Here is a 17680-nt window from a genome sequence, read left to right as displayed (position 1 = left end):
GTTGTTCTGATCCAATAACGCGTTCATCAAATCTTGATGAGCACAATATCGCCACCACCACATTTTAGCCTGAAAATGCGCTGCACAATTTACCGAACGGCTGGATATCCCATACAAATTACCCTAATCTGATAGTGAAAATATGCTCGTGATTCGCTCATAATTGGGGATCAACATTTAGCACACATTAGGACAGCTGGGATTTTTCAATGATTAAACGTTTTGCAATCTATTGTTGTGTGTTAATGGTCGTAATTTCCTGCACTCCAGCTTCAAATCCAACGTCGACGCCATCAAAACCAGAACCACTAGCAGGTGTTGAGATTAAAGAGAACATACAAGTCGTGATGCGCGATGGTGTGCGATTAAATACGCTGGTGATACTCCCGCCTGAAAAGTCGAAACTTGGCGTTCCTAGCATTCTTATCCGCACACCTTACAAGACAGAATTCAGCTGGAGCAGTGCCCTGTATCAGGAACTTTTGCATCAAGGCTACGCTATCATTATGCAGCATGAACGCGGGCGCTATTTTAGTGAAGGCGAGTTTCGTATGCTTGGTGGAGCCTTAGAGGATGGTTGGGATACCCTTGACTGGATAGTGTCTCAACCTTGGTCAAATGGTGATGTTGGCACCTTTGGCTGTTCATCTTCGGGTGAAAATCAACTCAAGCTTGCCACGGCTAGTCATCCCGCCCACAAAGCAATGGTGGCAGGCTCTGTAGGAGTTGGCGTGGCCGAAGCGGGTCCATTTCAAGAGCAGGGCAACTTCTGGCGCGGTGGTGTTTGGCAACAAGGGTGGATGAATTACTTTTATGCATCAATGCATCAAGATTGGCCGCAATTACCCCGCGGATTGAGTAATGAAGAGCGGCAACGCACAATAGGCTTTTTTGATTTGAGTAATGCGGGTTGGAAAGTCCCAAGTTCGACTTTTAATAAGACCCGAATGCACTTGCCCATGGTAGACATCATGAACCAGTTAAACGCGCCTAGAAATGAGCTTGAACAATATTTAATGCGAGGACCGGCCCACGAAAGCTGGTCAGAACTTCGTGTCAGTGAAGGTGATATGATCACTGTCCCTGGTTTGTATTTTGAAAGCCTTTACGACATCTCATCGCGCTCGTCACTTGCCTACTTCGAGTGGAATCGACAAGCTAACCAAAAGCAGGGAAGAAATAACCAACAGCTGCGCTTGACCCAAGGTGGGCATTGTTCATTTGGTCGAGGAACGGTTGAAAATGAGCAAGCCAAGATCGGCGATTTAGCGCTGGGCGACATGCGTTATGACTATGTTAAGCAAACAATAGATTGGTTTAATCGTTGGATGAAACCCAGCACTCATCAAACTCCATTAGGTGATGCCTACACGGCTTTCTTGGGGGATGGGCAATGGCTACATACAAATACACTTCCAATGAAGGGGGATCAGCAGTGGCAATTAAGTGCTAATGGGCAATTAACCCAAGCGTCGCTTAAAGGTACACATAGCCTGAGCTATGATTATGATCCTGCGGATCCGGTGCCTAGCCTCGGCGGCGAAATATATGGTGAAGGCGATGATCACAACGATGGTAGCTTCGACCAAGCCCCCATTCAAGAGCGCGATGATGTGTTGGTGTTTACCTCTGATGCTGTACATAGCGACTTAACGCTATTTGGCATGACCGAGGTGTTATTATCCGTTTCCTCCAATCAGCCCGACACTGATTTCACTGTCAAAATAAACGACCTGTACCCCGATGGACGGGCATTTAACATCGGCAACACTATCATGCGAATGCGCTATCGAGAAGGAGTAGAGCGTGAAGTCTTTATGCAAAAAGGCGAGATATATAACATCGTGTTACCGCCCATCATGCTGTCGCGGATCATCAAAAAAGGGCACCGAATACAAGTAGAAGTGTCCTCGAGCAATTTCCCCTCATATTCGCGAAATCTTAATACCGCTGAAAACCCATATACCTCGACGGAATTCGCGGTTGCCACCAACACCATCCATTTCGGTGCTGGGCATCAATCAATGATCAGATTGCCGGTTCACAATGAACCGTCTAGATAGGCTGTACCCGTTTGCTAAATGAGTTACAAGTGAGATTAATAAAAGCTCCTAGCACAAGGTTCACTTTAATTTCTTTACGCAAGCTTTAGTTTGAAATGTAAGTGAAACAGATATTAGTCAGAGGTGTTGTCGTGCAAGGCGTTAATAAAATGTAATGTAATGATTAGGTTGGTGCTTAGTAATTCAACCGACATTTTCTCTCGTTATCACATTGATTCAGCCTAGAGATTGTAAGAATCAATCTCTGACCTAATTGTTCATCACGTTTCAACTCTTATGAACTCATCTAGGGTTACTTGAAGTAATAAATCCAAGCTTACAAAGTATAAAGCTAAGAAATATTAATGAGGTGTCATCACCAATAAAAAACGAAATTCTTATAGTTACAAATGACTTAACTAAGAATATGCGGTTCCTTTGCTGCCTTAGCCACACATTTCAATCAATTTTATTAGCAGTAGAGTTCTCAAAACACTCAGTTTTCGACTATCTTTTTTGTTCAACTCTCTATTTTACTTGGGCTGTTTTCAATCAGAATGCACAATCTTTGACACCAAAGCATTATTAGATTGCTGCTAGTTACGATGCAGTTGATTCGTTAGCTGATTGGTATTTGAAACCAAATCGCGCAACAACTGTGTTGTCGCTAAGGTGTGTTATGAAAGCGCAATATTCTCAAAATTCCATTCGAATTGACCGTTATTTACTGAACTCTTTCATCGTACTATTGCTGTTGATTGTGATTGGTTGTGGTAGTGACAATGATAATCCAGTGAACGATACCACGGCACCTGTGATCTCGGTGACAGGGGACAACCCCGCAACGGTCGATCATGCTGATACTTATTCCGATGCTGGGGCAACTGCTAATGATGATATAGACGGCAACGTTTCAGTTACTAGTAGCGGCAGTGTCGACACATCTACAGTGGGCAGTTACACCATTACTTACAGCGCAACTGATACGTCAGGAAACCAAAGTACTGCGATAAGAACGGTGAATGTTGTAGACGGAACAGCGCCAGATATAACTATCACCGGAGACAATCCCACTTCGGTTGGTCAAAATGAAGAATATCAAGATCAAGGTGCAACCGCCGAAGATGCGGTAGATGGAGACGTTGCTGTAACCACAAGTGGCACCGTTGATTCATCCACCTTAGGTGAATATATAATCACCTATACTGCGTCTGATGAAGCGGGTAATCAGGCAACGGCAACGAGAACCGTTAATGTAATTGATGTAACCGCACCAGAAATAACGGTGACGGGTAACAATCCTGCCACCGTCGTACAAAATACTGAATATACTGACGCGGGTGCTACTGCAGTCGATGACACCGATGGCACTGTAAATGTTACTTCAAGCGGAGAAGTGGACACCTCTACGGTAGGGGAGTATACCATTACATATACTGCTGTCGATGTGGCTGGCAACCAAGCAACGGCGCAAAGAACGGTGAATGTTGAACCACCTACCATTCGAGGTGTTGCCGCTGCAGGCGCCGCTATTGTTGGTACTGTCACAGTAAAAGGCTCACTTGGCGTTAGCACGTCAGCGTTAATTGAAATTGACGGAAGTTACAATGTTGATGTGACCGGTCTGACTCCTCCTTATCGAATTCGAGCTGAAGGAACGGTAGGTGGAAAGACGTATCGGTTGCATTCCTATGCTGAACAAAGTGATATAGGCAATACCGTCAACATCACACCATTTACCGATTTAATTGTGGCTAATACTGCACAACAGCTCGCAGCATCCTTTTTTGACTCTGACTCGATGTCATCCTTAGATGCTGATGAGTTAGCAGCTCAAGAATCCGCCTTACAAAATAAACTACAGCAAGTCTTTGATGCATTGGGATTGGGAACGGCTATCGATTTACTTCGCACCGCTTTTAATGCTGATCATTCAGGATTAGATGCCGCCCTTGATCTGGTTTTGATAGGCTCTGCTGAAGAGAATGTTGTGACTATTACTAATTTATTGGACAACTCAACAATCTCAGATGACATTTCGGATCCGGATGACAACTCTGAAGTGTTAACTGTTGATCCTGATGCGGTTACCGTAGCTGTTTCTGATACACAGGCTATCGCAAATCTTTTCGAAAGCCTTGCACAAGCATTTGCTACAGGATTACCTAATCCAGATGATATTGAGAATCTATTCAATCAAGACTTCTTGGAAAACGACTCGGGGCGTAGCGAGTTTTTGACCAATATTACGACCGATCCGCAGACCGTTGGACTAGCATTTGCAAGTGTGTCAATCGCTGAACTGGACTCCAGTCTTGGTACGGCAACTGTTAGTTTCAATGTGATTTTTGAACAGCAAGTCGATAAAGAGTCAATCACTTGGTTTGCAGCTAGAAATGACGACTTAGGTTGGCAGCTCTTAGGTGATCAACGCATCGTCGATATTTCTGAGTTAGGTTACCATTGCAACGACTATGATGGGACTGACGGAGTTGAAGGTGGTTGTGGGATCAACACTTCGATTTATGACAATAACTTTGATAATAATGGGACCGGTGGATTACCGATAGCCTCTGCATCAGTAAAATTAATAGACGGCAGTGATGGAACAACGGTAAAACATACACTGTTCTTGGGTAATCCCGAAAATTCTTCCGCAGGAGATTTACAGGTTTATAACGAAGGAAATGGGAGTTATCAAGGAGATTGGAGAGCCTTTGGAATGGGACTTGGAGAAATTGACCCGTCGCTTTTCGTGCCTGGCGATGTAGTTGAGTATAACCTGTATACGCAGGATTTAGATTTGACTAACCCCGTTGCTCCAGAAGTTTCTGTTGGAACGGAAGTGGCGACATACACCACAGAGATCGGATTCGAACCTGAGATTGTAGGTCGTTATCCTATTGCAACAATTGAGACTCAATCTGCAATAGAGAATTTTGACATAAATGATGATCTATTAGTTGAGTGGACATTGGTTGAAGGAACCGTTAGCGACGAAGTACTGATTTCGATTAATGACGCTCAGAACAACCGGATAGAAATATGGGATGAATCATTCTCATCAGATACCACCAGTGTGACCTTTGATGCTGCGATGTTTGAAAGTGCGATTGAAGACAATCCTGATTTCGATCCTAATTCTGAGCAGCTTTCTTTGTTGATCAGGATCTATGCAGAAGATGAAGTTACCGGTCAATCACATTCCACCGATTATCGAGTGAATTTTGGAAACCAATCCTTGGCCTGTGACTATGAATCAGGTTGGGACGAAGGAGACGGTGAAGAGTTCGGCGCACCAATCAATCCCAATAGCTTTGCTGATTTCGAGGAAGTAGTTGCCAGCTGTGGTGGAAGTCAACAATTTACCTTTGCAGATGTGGCAGGTAAGACCTTTTCAAGTGATGGAGAATCAGCGACTTTTTCTGATACGGGAGCTGGTACTTTCGATGATCCTGCCACCGGCCAGTTTCAGGACGATTCAGGTGATGAGCCTATTTCCTTTGAATGGTACATAGAGAATGTGGGGGTTAATACGCTGCTAGTCATCTATAGTGACTCTACGATTGATTCGCAATTACCGGAGGATTTTGTCTTTAGAGAATCGTTAGCATTGATCTCAGTCAACGGAACAATGGGACAATCAGGTGCAGAATACCATTTCGTCATTTATACCGAGCAGTCTAACTATGGGGATATGGTACGCGAGAGCGGTGATGATGGTGAGATTTGGAATTCATTTGATATCCTTCAATAAAGTAAACACGGTTTTGCTTTGATATTAGAAACGCTCCTTGCCTTTGCGGCAAGGAGCGTTTTTTTCTATTGGGGACAAAAGAACGAATTACCAAGACACCCATCATAAAAATTACCAAGACACCCATCATTACTTCTTGGCGTAGTAACGAATGTAGGTGAATTACCAAGACACTCATCTTAATTTCTAAACGCTGTTTGTATAACAGGAAAATACCTTTCATTAAGTATTAGTCAGAGGAGATGGTGGCCTGCCTTTGACTTGAACAAACGCTTTATGTGTTTCATAAATAGTGATTAGTTCAACTTGGCCCGCGCTGGTTGATATAAAAACTATTTTGCAGCGTGCTGCTGCCATGATTTCCGTCCGGTTTTATTGATGTCAATTTCTTGCTAGCAACACACGCTAAGACATATTTCATTTAACTCTGATCCCAATATTATTGTTTATATAGGGGGAACCACCTATCAACACTCAGTAACAAGGCTGATAGTTTAGTTGGCAACATGAGCGCAGACTTGCTGGATGCAGACTTGCTGGATTAAATTAGCCAAATAGGTGCAATATGAAAAAAATAGCAAGAACCAACTGCGTATTAAGTACAGCTATCGCTGTCGCGCTCTCTTCAACATCCGCTTTTGCCAGCAGTAGCTGGATGTGGGATCAAGATGCTAACCGCATTGATGATCGCATTGAAGCGGTTAATAATTTCGGACTCAATCAAGCATTCGAAAACAATGATTTAATTAATGGCCGCTTACGTTTTGCCGTATTTTCTGGTGACGTCACTGAGTTTGGTGTCTATGTCGGGTTTGAGAATATTCCCACCGAAACAGACCTTGACCAATTGCGTCAATCAGGTGTCAACGTTGAAGGCATGAAAGCCTATCAGACCATTCCCTATGTCAGAATGACGTTGAATTACCAAGACATCCAAACTGTTTCTAACTTACCCGGCGTGACACGAGTTGAATCAATTCCGATGATGTACGCAAAAAATAACAATGCCAATAAAGCATCTGGTGCTGTTGCAAGCGGCTATAAGCGTTTTCCAACGGTTCATGAAAACCTCGGTATTACCGGTCGTCACGTAGTCGTTGGTATATTAGATACGGGTGTAAATGATGCTCCCGATATGGTGACAAGCTTCCCAGGACACGAATCTTTTGCCGGTAAATTTATTGCAGGGGGCGACTTTTATTCTGGTCAGGCACTTCTCAATACTGGCACCGATTCAAGCATAAACCCCATTGACCGCGGCGAAAATGCTTCATCAAACCACGGGACTCACGTAGCCGGCACCACATTAGGTACGGGCGGTAATTCTGGTGTGTTTGGTGGTGTTGCCCCAGGTGCATTGTTGGTTGATGCTAAAGTGTTATCCGATGGCGGATTGGGTTTTGGTTCAGCTGATGGTGTTGAATGGGCCATTGTCAATAAAGATGAGTATGGCATTAAAGTATTAAACTTAAGCCTCGGCGGATTAGACAGCTCAGATGGCAGCGATGCTGGCTCACAAACTATTAATGCCGCTTACGATGCCGGTATTATTTCGGTCATCGCGGCAGGTAACGACGGCGAAACTAATTATATATCTTCGCCAGCGGCGGCTGACAAAGGTATAACCGTTGGCGCAATCGCTGATTATAATACCATCGACCGTGCCGATGACACTATCGCAGACTTCTCAAACGAAGGTCCGCGTACAGACGACGGTGATACTGATAACATTGACGAAATGAAGCCAGAAATTGCAGCGCCAGGCTCGGGCTTGATCTCTGCTGATGGCACATTGACCAGTGATGGTCGTCAATATAAATCACTTAGTGGTACTTCAATGGCAACGCCGCACGTCGCCGGTGTTATTGCTTTGATGCTTGAAGCTAATCCAAATTTGACCCCCGCAGATATCGATGCCACATTGCGTCACACCGCGGAGCATCGTTATGATTGGGGTAAAGTTGACGCTTCACAACGACCATTTGCAGAGATTGATCCTAACTATCATCCGTCAGGCGGATGGGGCCAGGTTGACGCTTACGCGGCAGTAAAAGAAGCACTTTACTTGGCAGGTGATACAGACTCACAAACCCAAGTAGTACACATTTCTGCTACGCCAGATGAAGCCAATAACAGCATTACCCTTAATTGGAAAAGCCAACGCGAAACCAATCTCTCTGGCTATGATGTATATCGTGCTACGGATGTCGGCGGTGCACCAGGTGTATTTACCAAGATTAACACCAGCCTGATAGCCGGCACCGGCACCGCAGAAATAGCTAAAGTCAATAATCGTAACCATTATTCGATCACCGATACTAACTTGACGGTCGGCGAAACCTATTGGTATAGAATTGATCATAGCTCAATCGATGGTGGCGTCGTTGAAGAGCCGGCATATCCTGTCTCGTTAGGCACGCCGCGCGCAATTGCCTATCTTGAGTATTCAATTACCCACGATGCAATTAGTAATGATTTGCTCATCTTACTGGGAAGTGGTGCAGAGCCTGGCCATGCAAAATTCATTGTCGACGGTGCATCTCCGCAAGAGGCTATCGCCACATCAACTGAAGAAGGTAATGCTACTACCGGCACTCAACGTTATGACTTTAGAATTGCACTAACAAGTCTTGACGGTGTTGATGATATGCTGCCGCCTTCAAAAACAAATCCTTGGTGGTTAACGGTTAAGGAAGGTGGTTATGTTAATCGAAATGGTCGCCTGAATGATCTACGTCTTATCATGTTAGATGAAAACGGCGATGAAACTGCGGTTTACCAAACTGCTGATACAACGCCACAGCAAACTGTGGAAGGTTCTACCTCTACGTTATGGATCCCTGATGACCCAAGTGTGGTAGCGCCAGGTGATGCACCAACTTTAATTGAACTGTCGCCAAGTGTTGGTAAACAAAATGAAGTGATCACACTCGATATTTATGGTGCTGAAATGCTGCCAGGTTCAACCATTGAAGTCTCTGGTGTGGGGGTTGTTGCAAGTAACGTGACTTACGTGAGTGGTTCGCGCTTATCTGCCCAATTTGCGATTGCATCGGATGCTGAAGTCGGCAGCCATAATGTGACTGTGACTAACCCTGACGGACAAACCTACACGCTTAATAACGGGTTTACGGTATTTGACCCATCTGGTAACAACGGTGGCGGTAACAATGGTGAAATCGAAGTTACTCGTATCGATGATTCTGATCCTGCCATTGAGTATCATAAAAAATGGCACCGTAAGGGGTCTGAATCTGCGTCTAACGATGGGTTCCATAGAGGAAAAGGTAAGAAAAACGGTGACACACGTCTTAAGTTAGCGTTCACTGGGTCGCAAATCAGTATGATTTATGGCACTGCGGAAAAGGGCGGAGATGCTGAAATCTACATTGATGGCGTAAGACAGCAAGATTTGAGCTTTGATGGAGATGCGAAGCAAAATCATCCTGACTTTAACAATCAGGTGACCTATGGCGAACTGTCAGAAGGAGAGCATACGTTTGAGTTAGTGATGATTGAAAACTTTGGATATATCGATGGATTCGAAGTGGTAAGTGAGAAAGAAACCGCAGCTACAGACAGCAGCAGTGCTGAATATCGCTCACAAACCAGTGATTATTCGCCTGCTGGTCAAGCGACAGCGATGATTCTGCCCGTTGCAGTTGGCGAAAACGTCACGCACATATCCATCGAAGTTGAAGACTTAGCTTCTGCTTCGGTCATTCAATTGATGGATAGTCAGGGCACTATCGTAGCTGAATCGGTAACCGATGTGATTAGTGGTGATACTCTGTTAGATACACCGGTAACCCAAGGTAACTATCAGTTTGTAATTGCTAATCCAGCGGCACTGATGAATAACATTGATATCAGTATTGCTCGAACTTACTTAGTCAAATAACCCGACCTAGCCTCAAAAAAGCCGGACTTAAGTCCGGCTTTTTTTTCGACAGTTCCGACTGACTTAGTAACCGTCTTCCGTTGGCTGTGAGTTCAATCGTTGGATGCAACACAGTAAACCAGCAATTGCCGTGACAGTTTTCAACCGGCAGCTTCGCTCATTCCAGAGGGTGACGTCAGTAGCTTGGGCTTTGCTGGGCATCAAATAGCAGTTTGTGCCGTTACTGCCATTCGCCAATAACGTAATGATCGATTGAAATTAATGCAAAGCAGAGGTTTCATCGGCTCTGCCCCCACAGGCTCCAACCAGGTTGGGTTTGACAAATAGCGGCCACTCAAACGGTACCAAGCTATTGTAATAAAATACAAATTTGGACGATTCTTGCATTGAAACTAAATACGCTGGGTGGTATTCAAGACTAATTTATTAAAGGAACAACCGGTGTTAAGCGCGGGACATGTGATGTTTTCTCTGCCATCACCACTATTTCACGGTAAAAACGCGAAGGCACTAAGCGGTACATGGTCGATAACAAGGCTTTTTTCTTACCGCTATAATTAGCGTGAAACCGATAGTTCACATAACAGGGTGAAAAGCCACTAGCAAACAAGCAGCGACTAACTTCATGTGCTGAGTATTCCCTAACATGCCCCATATGCCCCATATTTCGGAGTTTACTATATTCAATCACGGGATCGGCAATACTTCGCCCAGTCAAAAAGCGCGCTATTGAGGGCAGCGAATAAAGATTGGGAGTAGTCAGCATCAACTTTCCACCGGGCTGCAAAATTCGGTTTAGCTCACATAACACAAAGGGAGGATCAATGCGCAAATGTTCAAATATCTCGTTGAACACAATAAAATCAAACGTTTCATCTTCAAAGGGGAGGGGCTCACGCTCAACATCACACTGACGTATATCCATATCAAAGGCAGTAATGATATTGCTCACACGCTCAGGATTTAAATCAACACCAGTGACATTAATACCACAAGCTTTCATGAGCGCAGTCATATGCCCAGGCGCCGCTCCTACTTCCAGTAAGGTGTTATCTGTCACATTGTCTAAAATTAGCTTTAAGTCCGCTAGGTAGCGTTGTTTGTGATCAACGTAATAGCCGCGTTGCCACTCGTCAATTTCAACGTTATTAAGAAAGTCTTCAACTGCGTTAGTGGCCTGCTGCAACATCTCCATGCTTATAATCCGCTCTGGTTGATTATTGTGTTCAAAGTACATGCTATTGTGCTTAAAGAAGCAATACAAGCTAGCAGCCCAAAAACCAACACCTTGGCTGGATTATTCCTTAATACTAAGCGATTAAATCAGAGTGTTCACTGCAAATAGTTTATTTGATACTAGATAAACTATTTAGCGACAAGCGCGGCTAATTGGCTGAATTAAAGGTGTCGTAGTCAAAGCAAATTTCATAAACATAAAAGCCTTCTAATAGAAGGCTTTTATTAGCATTTAAAAACTGAGTAAAAGGAGGCAGCAATTAACAGCACATCCATGTAAATTAATAACAAAGCAAACTAAAATTTCCTGTCGGCATTGCCTATGTCTTCTGAACGCTCTTTCCTGCCTGACGCCAGACTGGCAATACATTTCATCGGCTCTGACCCCGCAGTTCTTCACCCCGCAGTTCTAGACTTTTGCTATGCCCCCCAATAATTGCAGCCTGAACCTGCTCCCCCTTTCAATGTTCACCAGCTAGGTTTTAACTGCGCTGCGACGAACCCCCATAACAATAAGCTAGGAAGTACCTTTTTCATTGAAGTGAATTGTCAAGTTTTCTTACAAGACTTTTTCTTAGTCTAGTTTTAGTTTGCGCTATCTATCTGATTTAACTTAATATTTGTGTGTTGGTCTACATCTTGCCTGCGTCTAAGCATGTGATGCACTATCACATTTGTAGTTATCTTCCAAATGGGTTGTGAAGATATTAAGGGGAATATCAAATGAATTTTAAATTTTTAAAAATGGCGGTTGCTGGATTGGTTTTATCGGTAAGTCAATTGACAAATGCCGCAATCATTGAAGCAACGATAGTAGACCTTAACGATGGGTTCACAAATACAGATACAGGGTTGACATATTGGGATGTTGACAAGTTTTTTAATCTGCGCACAGTTGACATAATCGATCAAGGGTTTGTATTAGAAACATTTAGTGTAGCGACAGCACTTTTCGATTCAATTATAGCAGAGTATCCAATTGGTCTGTCGCGTGAAGCTGCTTTCGCAACAGCGGGCTCGCCAGGTAACGGCTATTTGTGGATAAAATGGGATGATGGTGTCAATAATAGTAACGACGACGGTGGCTTTATTTATACTCATGAGAACTCTATAAACATATTCAATAATCAATATAATTATACGCGTGACACATTTGGAGCGTTGGTAAGGGCAACTATCGTTCCAGAGCCATCAACACTTGCTATTCTTGGCTTAGGTTTAATGGGCTTAGCATCACGCAGATTTAAAAAGTCTTAGTCGCTTTTTAGTTAAGATTCTAGAAAGCACCATTCATAATGTTTGGTGCTTTTTTGTTTCTAGCGATTCCCACTTTAAGAACCTGGGTTTTGGTCGCTTTACTCGGTCAACTTATTAGGTGCAAAACCTGACAAATCTGGGCTTTTCGCCTTTTACAACGTGATTTAATGCAATCGTTAGTTTTTAGACTACGTTGATACGTTTGGTTGCGTAGCGTTTGATAACCGCCATGTAGCCCACCAACGTTCATTGACGGCTTTTCATCACCAAACCCAGCGCAAAATCGACCGTGAGTCCTCCTCAACTGCACCTTCCGCCAAAATTTCGTAGGTCGAGCAAGCCAGTCATGGGCCGGATTGAAAATTACGCAGTGGGTTGCTGAGCGCAAAATAGCCACACAGGGTGTTTTTTAAACAAAAGTGGGTGAGACCTAAAAATAGAAAAGTGGACTTCCCCCAGTCTGATAGACAAACATCGTCTATTATTTGAGCACAGGGGAAATATATGAGTAATCAACGTTACACACCAGAATTTAAAGATGAAGCAGTAAGACAAGTCATTGATGGTCGACATTCTGTTCAAGAGGTCTCACAACGATTGGGCGTGTCTGCGCACAGTATCTACAAGTGGGTGAATGCTATTAAACCAAATAACTCGACTAAACATGACGCAGAGCTCCTCGCAGCTAAAAGTGAAATACTGAAATTGAAATCTCAATTACGCCCGTATCAAAAAGAACGCGATGTTAAGCTCAGTGCCCAAAAGGTACTGGAAGAATATACCTGAAACGGCACTGATTGCAGATATGATAAGAAAATCGGATGCTAGAGCTCGCAAAACGATAATCGATGGGAATAATCGCTAATCTCGATGGGAAGAAAAACTTGCAGATAATTTACATTTTACAAAGCTCCGACAGGAAGGCGGCTTCGGGGACTCCAACCTTCAGATTAGTTTCATCCAAACTGATGAATTTTAGGAACCTGCGATTAACATGGGTGACAATGTCAATTCCGATAAATGGGATATCTATGTAAGCGCCACTCCTGACGGCAAATACCTACTAGTCAAAAAAAAACATAGATGACGTTAATTCCTAGGTGGATGCAAAAAATTATTAAGATCTAGAGAGCGAGCATAGTTATGATTTTGCTAATTATTGTTGATGTTGATAGGATAAATGCATAACTACGAAGGATGGTGTACTTTATGCGCTCAAACTATATTGGAACTGAACTCGAATTTACTAGATCCCGCAAGTTTTTCAAATATTCATTACTCGCTACGCTCATTGCATGCTCCGTATCATGCGGTGGCGGAGGATCTTCTTCAGAAGTAACTCCCCCCCCTTCTCCATCACCGACCCCCTCTCCAGGGATTACCTTTAACGACCAAACAGATAGTTTGCCCAGTGGGCTCGCTGGCAGTTGTATGGATGGGGAAGCAGTAGATATCGATGGCGATGGTGACATGGATTTAGTACTGGCGATTGAATTGGGAAGAAATATTTTATTGACCAATAACAACGGCGTTTTTACGTCAAGCAAACCATTTGCAGCTCGGAATCACGATAGTGAAGATGTTGTCGCTGCCGATTTCGACGGTGACGGCGATAAAGACATTTTGTTTGTTACCGAAGATGATATTACTAACGAATTCTATTTGAATAATGGTGGTAGTTTTACCGATGTCAGTAATCGTATCCCTGTCGGCGGAAGGTCTAATGCGGTTACTACACTGGATGCGAATAACGATGGACACCTTGATATCGTGATAGGCAATGATGGTACCAATCGATTGCTACTTAATGATGGAAATGCCAACTTTATTGAACAAACTGACAACATAATATTTTCAACTGAGATCACCCAAGATGTTGAAGCCGCCGATATTGATAACGACGGCGATCTGGACCTATTAATTGGCAACGAGAACCAGAACAAAGTGTTTATTAACAATGGAGATGGGACGTTTAGCGATGAAAGTGCCACCCGTCTACCGGATATATCAGCTGAAACAAGAGATATAGAAACGGGGGACATTGATGGTGATGGTGATCTTGACATTATTGTATCCAATGTAGCTTTTTTTGAATCTTTTTCAGATGCAAACTATGTATTAATTAACGACGGCACAGGACACTTCACCCAAGGAGAATTGCCATCCATGGGCGGCCAACACGCAGACTCTGACTTAGTCGATCTAGATCTTGATGGTGATCTTGACTTGGTGTCGGCAACTACCTACATATCAGAAAATATTGGTAGTAATCTATTATATTTGAATGATGCGAGTGGTACCTTTACTGGTCAATCCATGCCTGGATCTGGCAACGTTTTCGACATAATAGCGGAAGACTTCGATGGCGATGGAAAACCTGATTTGTACTTTTGTAATCGCAAAGCGGCAATGATTGCTACTGGATTTGACGGCGGGCAAGACACGTATTACACAACAAACTAAATTAATACGGACTTATTGAAACGAGAATCATTGTAAATATTTAAAACAAATTTAGATTGGCACAACCTATGAACAAACTCGATTATAGCGGTCTCCCACAAATGGAAGGCTGCGGTGCAAATGATTCTCCTTAGATAGGCTGGGAAGGTCCCAATTAAAATTACAATCAACTTTTCTGTATTTATTAATGGTAGCCCTAGTTATAAGGCGAATGATATTCTCACTGTCTTCGGTGAGTGCACTTATTAACACGTTTCAAGGGGAAGGTGCGCTATGAAATTAAGAGTAGGGTATTTAATTGTAGCGTTCTTTTTCTAACGCTTGCAACGTTAGCAAGTTTATCAGTATTGGGATTATTTAATGGCAGCTTTATAATTTCAATGTCAGAAGAAATTTTTGGTCTGGTTTGCTGGACAGTACTTTTGTAGTTTATTCGGAACCAGCTTTATAGCTAATTGTTTTGTAGATAACACTTACTTATCCAATCTAGGCATATTTTTGTTTTATTGGCTTCCTTTTATGTTTTTTGTCTATAAGTCAAATATCGTTTGGGTAGTTTTATTCAAGAGAAAGACATAGCATGCAAAAATAGTGTCCACTATAACTAAACTTTTTTCTTTACAGGATGGGCAAAATCCCCTTCGCTTACAGCTAAAAGCAACCAGTTTCTCGTGTTTGGAATCACCGCACCCACAGGTACTCTCTCTGCAAAACTTTCACAGTCGGCACACGTCGAACATGGTCAGGAACAAAAACTCCACAAAGAGCAATACAGAAAAAGTGTGGTGACACGCAGATTGCTATAAAAACGCCTAGACCAAAAATATATAAATCGGTGGGTCTGGAGTAACTAGATGATTTGTATGGAAAAAATGGTGGCCCGACCCTGACTTGAACAGGGGACCTGCCGATTATGAGGCAAGGAGAGAGTCTAAAAATTACGCTTTAAGCTCAAGAAAAGTATCGCTTTTTCCTGTTCATCAAACTCGTGAGTGAATAACCGAAACTATACCGAACTTTTCAGGTTGTTGATGTTGTCGTCACCGTGTAAGTCCAAGAAAGTTAACAAGTTAACCTTACCGAACTCCGAACTTTTTCCGAACTGAAATTTGAAAGATCTGCTTTTTCGTGGGGGGGAGGGGTAGCATAAAACTGACAAGCTGAAATTCTGTAAAAGTGAAAAGATGGTAGCTGCAAAGTTTCAAGTTAAGCGGTTAGCAGCAGATGATCTAAGGTTAGATCAGGATGGAATCTCGTTCAAATATGGCAGCTGTACGGCTGTTTGGTGCCAATAACGGACGCTGGATTGATGTTATGATATGTACGTGTAATTATTGCAATAATGAACTACAAATATTCGAACACCTGTTTGCGTAAAAATAGAGTGAAAGTAATGATAAACGCTACTCGATGCCAAAATTTATGTGTGCTAGGCAACAATTTTACTGTTAGGCAGCGCATAGGATATCGTCATGAATTATTCAGTTTCGTTAGACCGCCTCCGATCTCTGTTCAACCATTTTAATGAGAGGCTCTAAGGGCGCCTTTTGGCGGCATGTCTACTGTCAATAATTGCGGTCTTTGCGGGCAAAACTATAAATGGGTCTGAGTTATCAAACTTATATCCCGTTGTCGAAAAAGACTCCATTGAAACGTTGCTCTCACTGAGCCTCAAGAGCTTGCCCAGTAGTTTGTTTAATACCTTTTAGTCGACTCACCAAACAACAACTACCCAAATCTCAATGCATGGCGAAGGTTTGTAGAAGCCAAAACAATCGATTATCTCGAGAAATAACCCACTTCATGTTATTGTTGATAAGAAACAATCTAAGTATATAAACGCACTGCCCACATTTAATATATGAAAGGAATTCTATGAACCCGCTTATACGCTCACTTTTTCTACTTTTGTTTGCCATTGCCTCCGCCAACTCACAAGCAGTATTACTTAAGCTAACATCTGATATATACAACAATAGTTGCCACCACTTAGATATCGGTCTACCTACCAGAGATTGTGGACCCTACGATTTAAACGGTATTGATGTTGGCACTCTCGAAATAGATTGGGATCATGAGGCGTTGCCGTATGCGACGTATGAAGATACCACCTTACCATCGGGAGCTGCATACTTAATGATTTACCGGAACGTGATTAATAACGTTAATTTGAACTTAGGTACAAAGCAAGTTTCATATAGCCAAGGATTAACGGAACGTAACTCAAATCTTCATGCTTATGACAGCAACGACCATAATTTCCATGAAAACCCCTATGATGATATACATATTAAAGAGGTTGGTTTCTCAGACAACATTCATTACCGTTTTACGATGAATTTATTCTTTTCTAAGAGCACCACCATAGACGATGGCTTCAACCTTAATAATATTCAGAACGATTGGAGGATTGGATTCTGGTATCTAAATATTGTAAATTACGATTTAGATCTTCGAAGTACAATTATTGGCACTATTACCGACGTGGCCATAACCCCTATTGATGAACCACATTACCTTTTTGGTTTCGTACTTACACTCCTGATTTTGCTTAGATATCGTGCGTTTAGTAATTGTCGAACGCTAGTTAACAAAGAATAAATCATGTTTTAATCAGGGCAAAAGCTCAACTTCACTAAACTACACGGTTCTATGAATAAGCACATTAAAAAACTTCTTGGAAAGGAACGTGTGGTTGTCTGTGATTCTTATGATTATGTCAAGACACTCGTTCAGTTCAATGACTAAGATATGAAGCAATTTTTAGCATGGCTAATAAGCTTTTAAAAATCGCTTTAGAGCGAGAGAGTATAAGAAGAATAAAACGTATATCTGATCTATGAAACAGGTGTTAATTTAGTTTGGTTCAGGATCGTTAAACTGACTATTGGTGCATGTCAACAGCAGGAGATTGCTCTTTCCAGAGATTAACGGTAGTGACTTGGCTTTGAAAAAGGTCAATTAGCAGTTTGTGCCAAAAAGAGTCAGTCAGTTTATGGAAAAAATTGGTGGCAAGTGACATTA

Annotated in this window: 7 protein-coding genes and 2 pseudogenes; 8 read left to right on the top strand and 1 reads right to left on the bottom strand. The window is 42.6% G+C overall.

Going from position 1 to position 17680, the window contains the following annotated elements:
- Nucleotides 1–209: 209 nt before the first annotated feature.
- The 3 genes from ABD036_RS15300 (at nucleotide 210) to ABD036_RS15290 (ending at nucleotide 9700) form a co-directional block, all read left to right on the top strand.
- Nucleotides 210–2063, top strand: coding sequence for a CocE/NonD family hydrolase (locus ABD036_RS15300; protein WP_343861456.1), 1854 nt, complete (start codon nucleotides 210–212; stop codon nucleotides 2061–2063).
- A 658-nt stretch (nucleotides 2064–2721) separates the two neighbouring features.
- Complete coding sequence (locus tag ABD036_RS15295; protein WP_343861454.1) at nucleotides 2722–5799, top strand: immunoglobulin-like domain-containing protein; 3078 nt, start codon at nucleotides 2722–2724, stop codon at nucleotides 5797–5799.
- Between the two features lie 565 nt (nucleotides 5800–6364).
- The gene (locus ABD036_RS15290) at nucleotides 6365–9700 is read left to right on the top strand and encodes a S8 family serine peptidase (RefSeq protein WP_343861452.1); all 3336 of its coding nucleotides are present in this window, start codon (nucleotides 6365–6367) and stop codon (nucleotides 9698–9700) included.
- Between the two features lie 418 nt (nucleotides 9701–10118).
- Here ABD036_RS15290 and ABD036_RS15285 read toward each other — a convergent pair whose 3' ends face one another.
- Nucleotides 10119–10937: a class I SAM-dependent methyltransferase gene (locus ABD036_RS15285; protein WP_343861451.1), complete on the bottom strand. Its 819-nt coding sequence runs from the start codon at nucleotides 10935–10937 to the stop codon at nucleotides 10119–10121.
- Between the two features lie 722 nt (nucleotides 10938–11659).
- Here ABD036_RS15285 and ABD036_RS15280 point away from each other — a divergent pair.
- From ABD036_RS15280 to ABD036_RS15260, 5 genes and pseudogenes are all read left to right on the top strand, one after another.
- Nucleotides 11660–12193 (top strand): PEP-CTERM sorting domain-containing protein, encoded by a 534-nt coding sequence (locus ABD036_RS15280; RefSeq protein ID WP_343861449.1) that lies wholly within the window; start codon nucleotides 11660–11662, stop codon nucleotides 12191–12193.
- Nucleotides 12194–12697: 504 nt separating this feature from the next.
- A pseudogene (locus ABD036_RS15275) lies at nucleotides 12698–12940 on the top strand (transposase); the annotation flags it as partial.
- Nucleotides 12909–13058: pseudogene (locus tag ABD036_RS15270) on the top strand (TIGR03915 family putative DNA repair protein); the annotation flags it as partial. The pseudogenes ABD036_RS15275 and ABD036_RS15270, both read left to right, overlap by 32 nt.
- A 566-nt stretch (nucleotides 13059–13624) precedes the next feature.
- Entirely contained in the window at nucleotides 13625–14656 is a 1032-nt protein-coding gene (locus ABD036_RS15265; RefSeq protein WP_343861447.1) for an FG-GAP repeat domain-containing protein, read from the top strand.
- 1875 nt (nucleotides 14657–16531) lie between these two features.
- Complete coding sequence (locus ABD036_RS15260; protein ID WP_343861445.1) at nucleotides 16532–17257, top strand: hypothetical protein; 726 nt, start codon at nucleotides 16532–16534, stop codon at nucleotides 17255–17257.
- Nucleotides 17258–17680: the final 423 nt, after the last annotated feature.

It is taken from the genome of Aliiglaciecola litoralis, from assembly GCF_039523355.1.
Taxonomy (GTDB): Bacteria; Pseudomonadota; Gammaproteobacteria; order Enterobacterales; family Alteromonadaceae; genus Aliiglaciecola; species Aliiglaciecola litoralis.
This window is presented reverse-complemented; position numbering and strand designations above follow the sequence as displayed.

Excerpts from the sequence above, each read along its gene's own strand:
- ABD036_RS15280 (WP_343861449.1), top strand. The coding sequence starts at position 11,660 with ATGAATTTTAAATTTTTAAAAATGGCGGTTGCTGGATTGGTTTTATCG.
- ABD036_RS15285 (WP_343861451.1), bottom strand. The coding sequence starts at position 10,937 with ATGTACTTTGAACACAATAATCAACCAGAGCGGATTATAAGCATGGAG.
- ABD036_RS15300 (WP_343861456.1), top strand. The coding sequence starts at position 210 with ATGATTAAACGTTTTGCAATCTATTGTTGTGTGTTAATGGTCGTAATT.
- ABD036_RS15295 (WP_343861454.1), top strand. The coding sequence starts at position 2,722 with ATGAAAGCGCAATATTCTCAAAATTCCATTCGAATTGACCGTTATTTA.
- ABD036_RS15260 (WP_343861445.1), top strand. The coding sequence starts at position 16,532 with ATGAACCCGCTTATACGCTCACTTTTTCTACTTTTGTTTGCCATTGCC.
- ABD036_RS15265 (WP_343861447.1), top strand. The coding sequence starts at position 13,625 with ATGGATGGGGAAGCAGTAGATATCGATGGCGATGGTGACATGGATTTA.
- ABD036_RS15290 (WP_343861452.1), top strand. The coding sequence starts at position 6,365 with ATGAAAAAAATAGCAAGAACCAACTGCGTATTAAGTACAGCTATCGCT.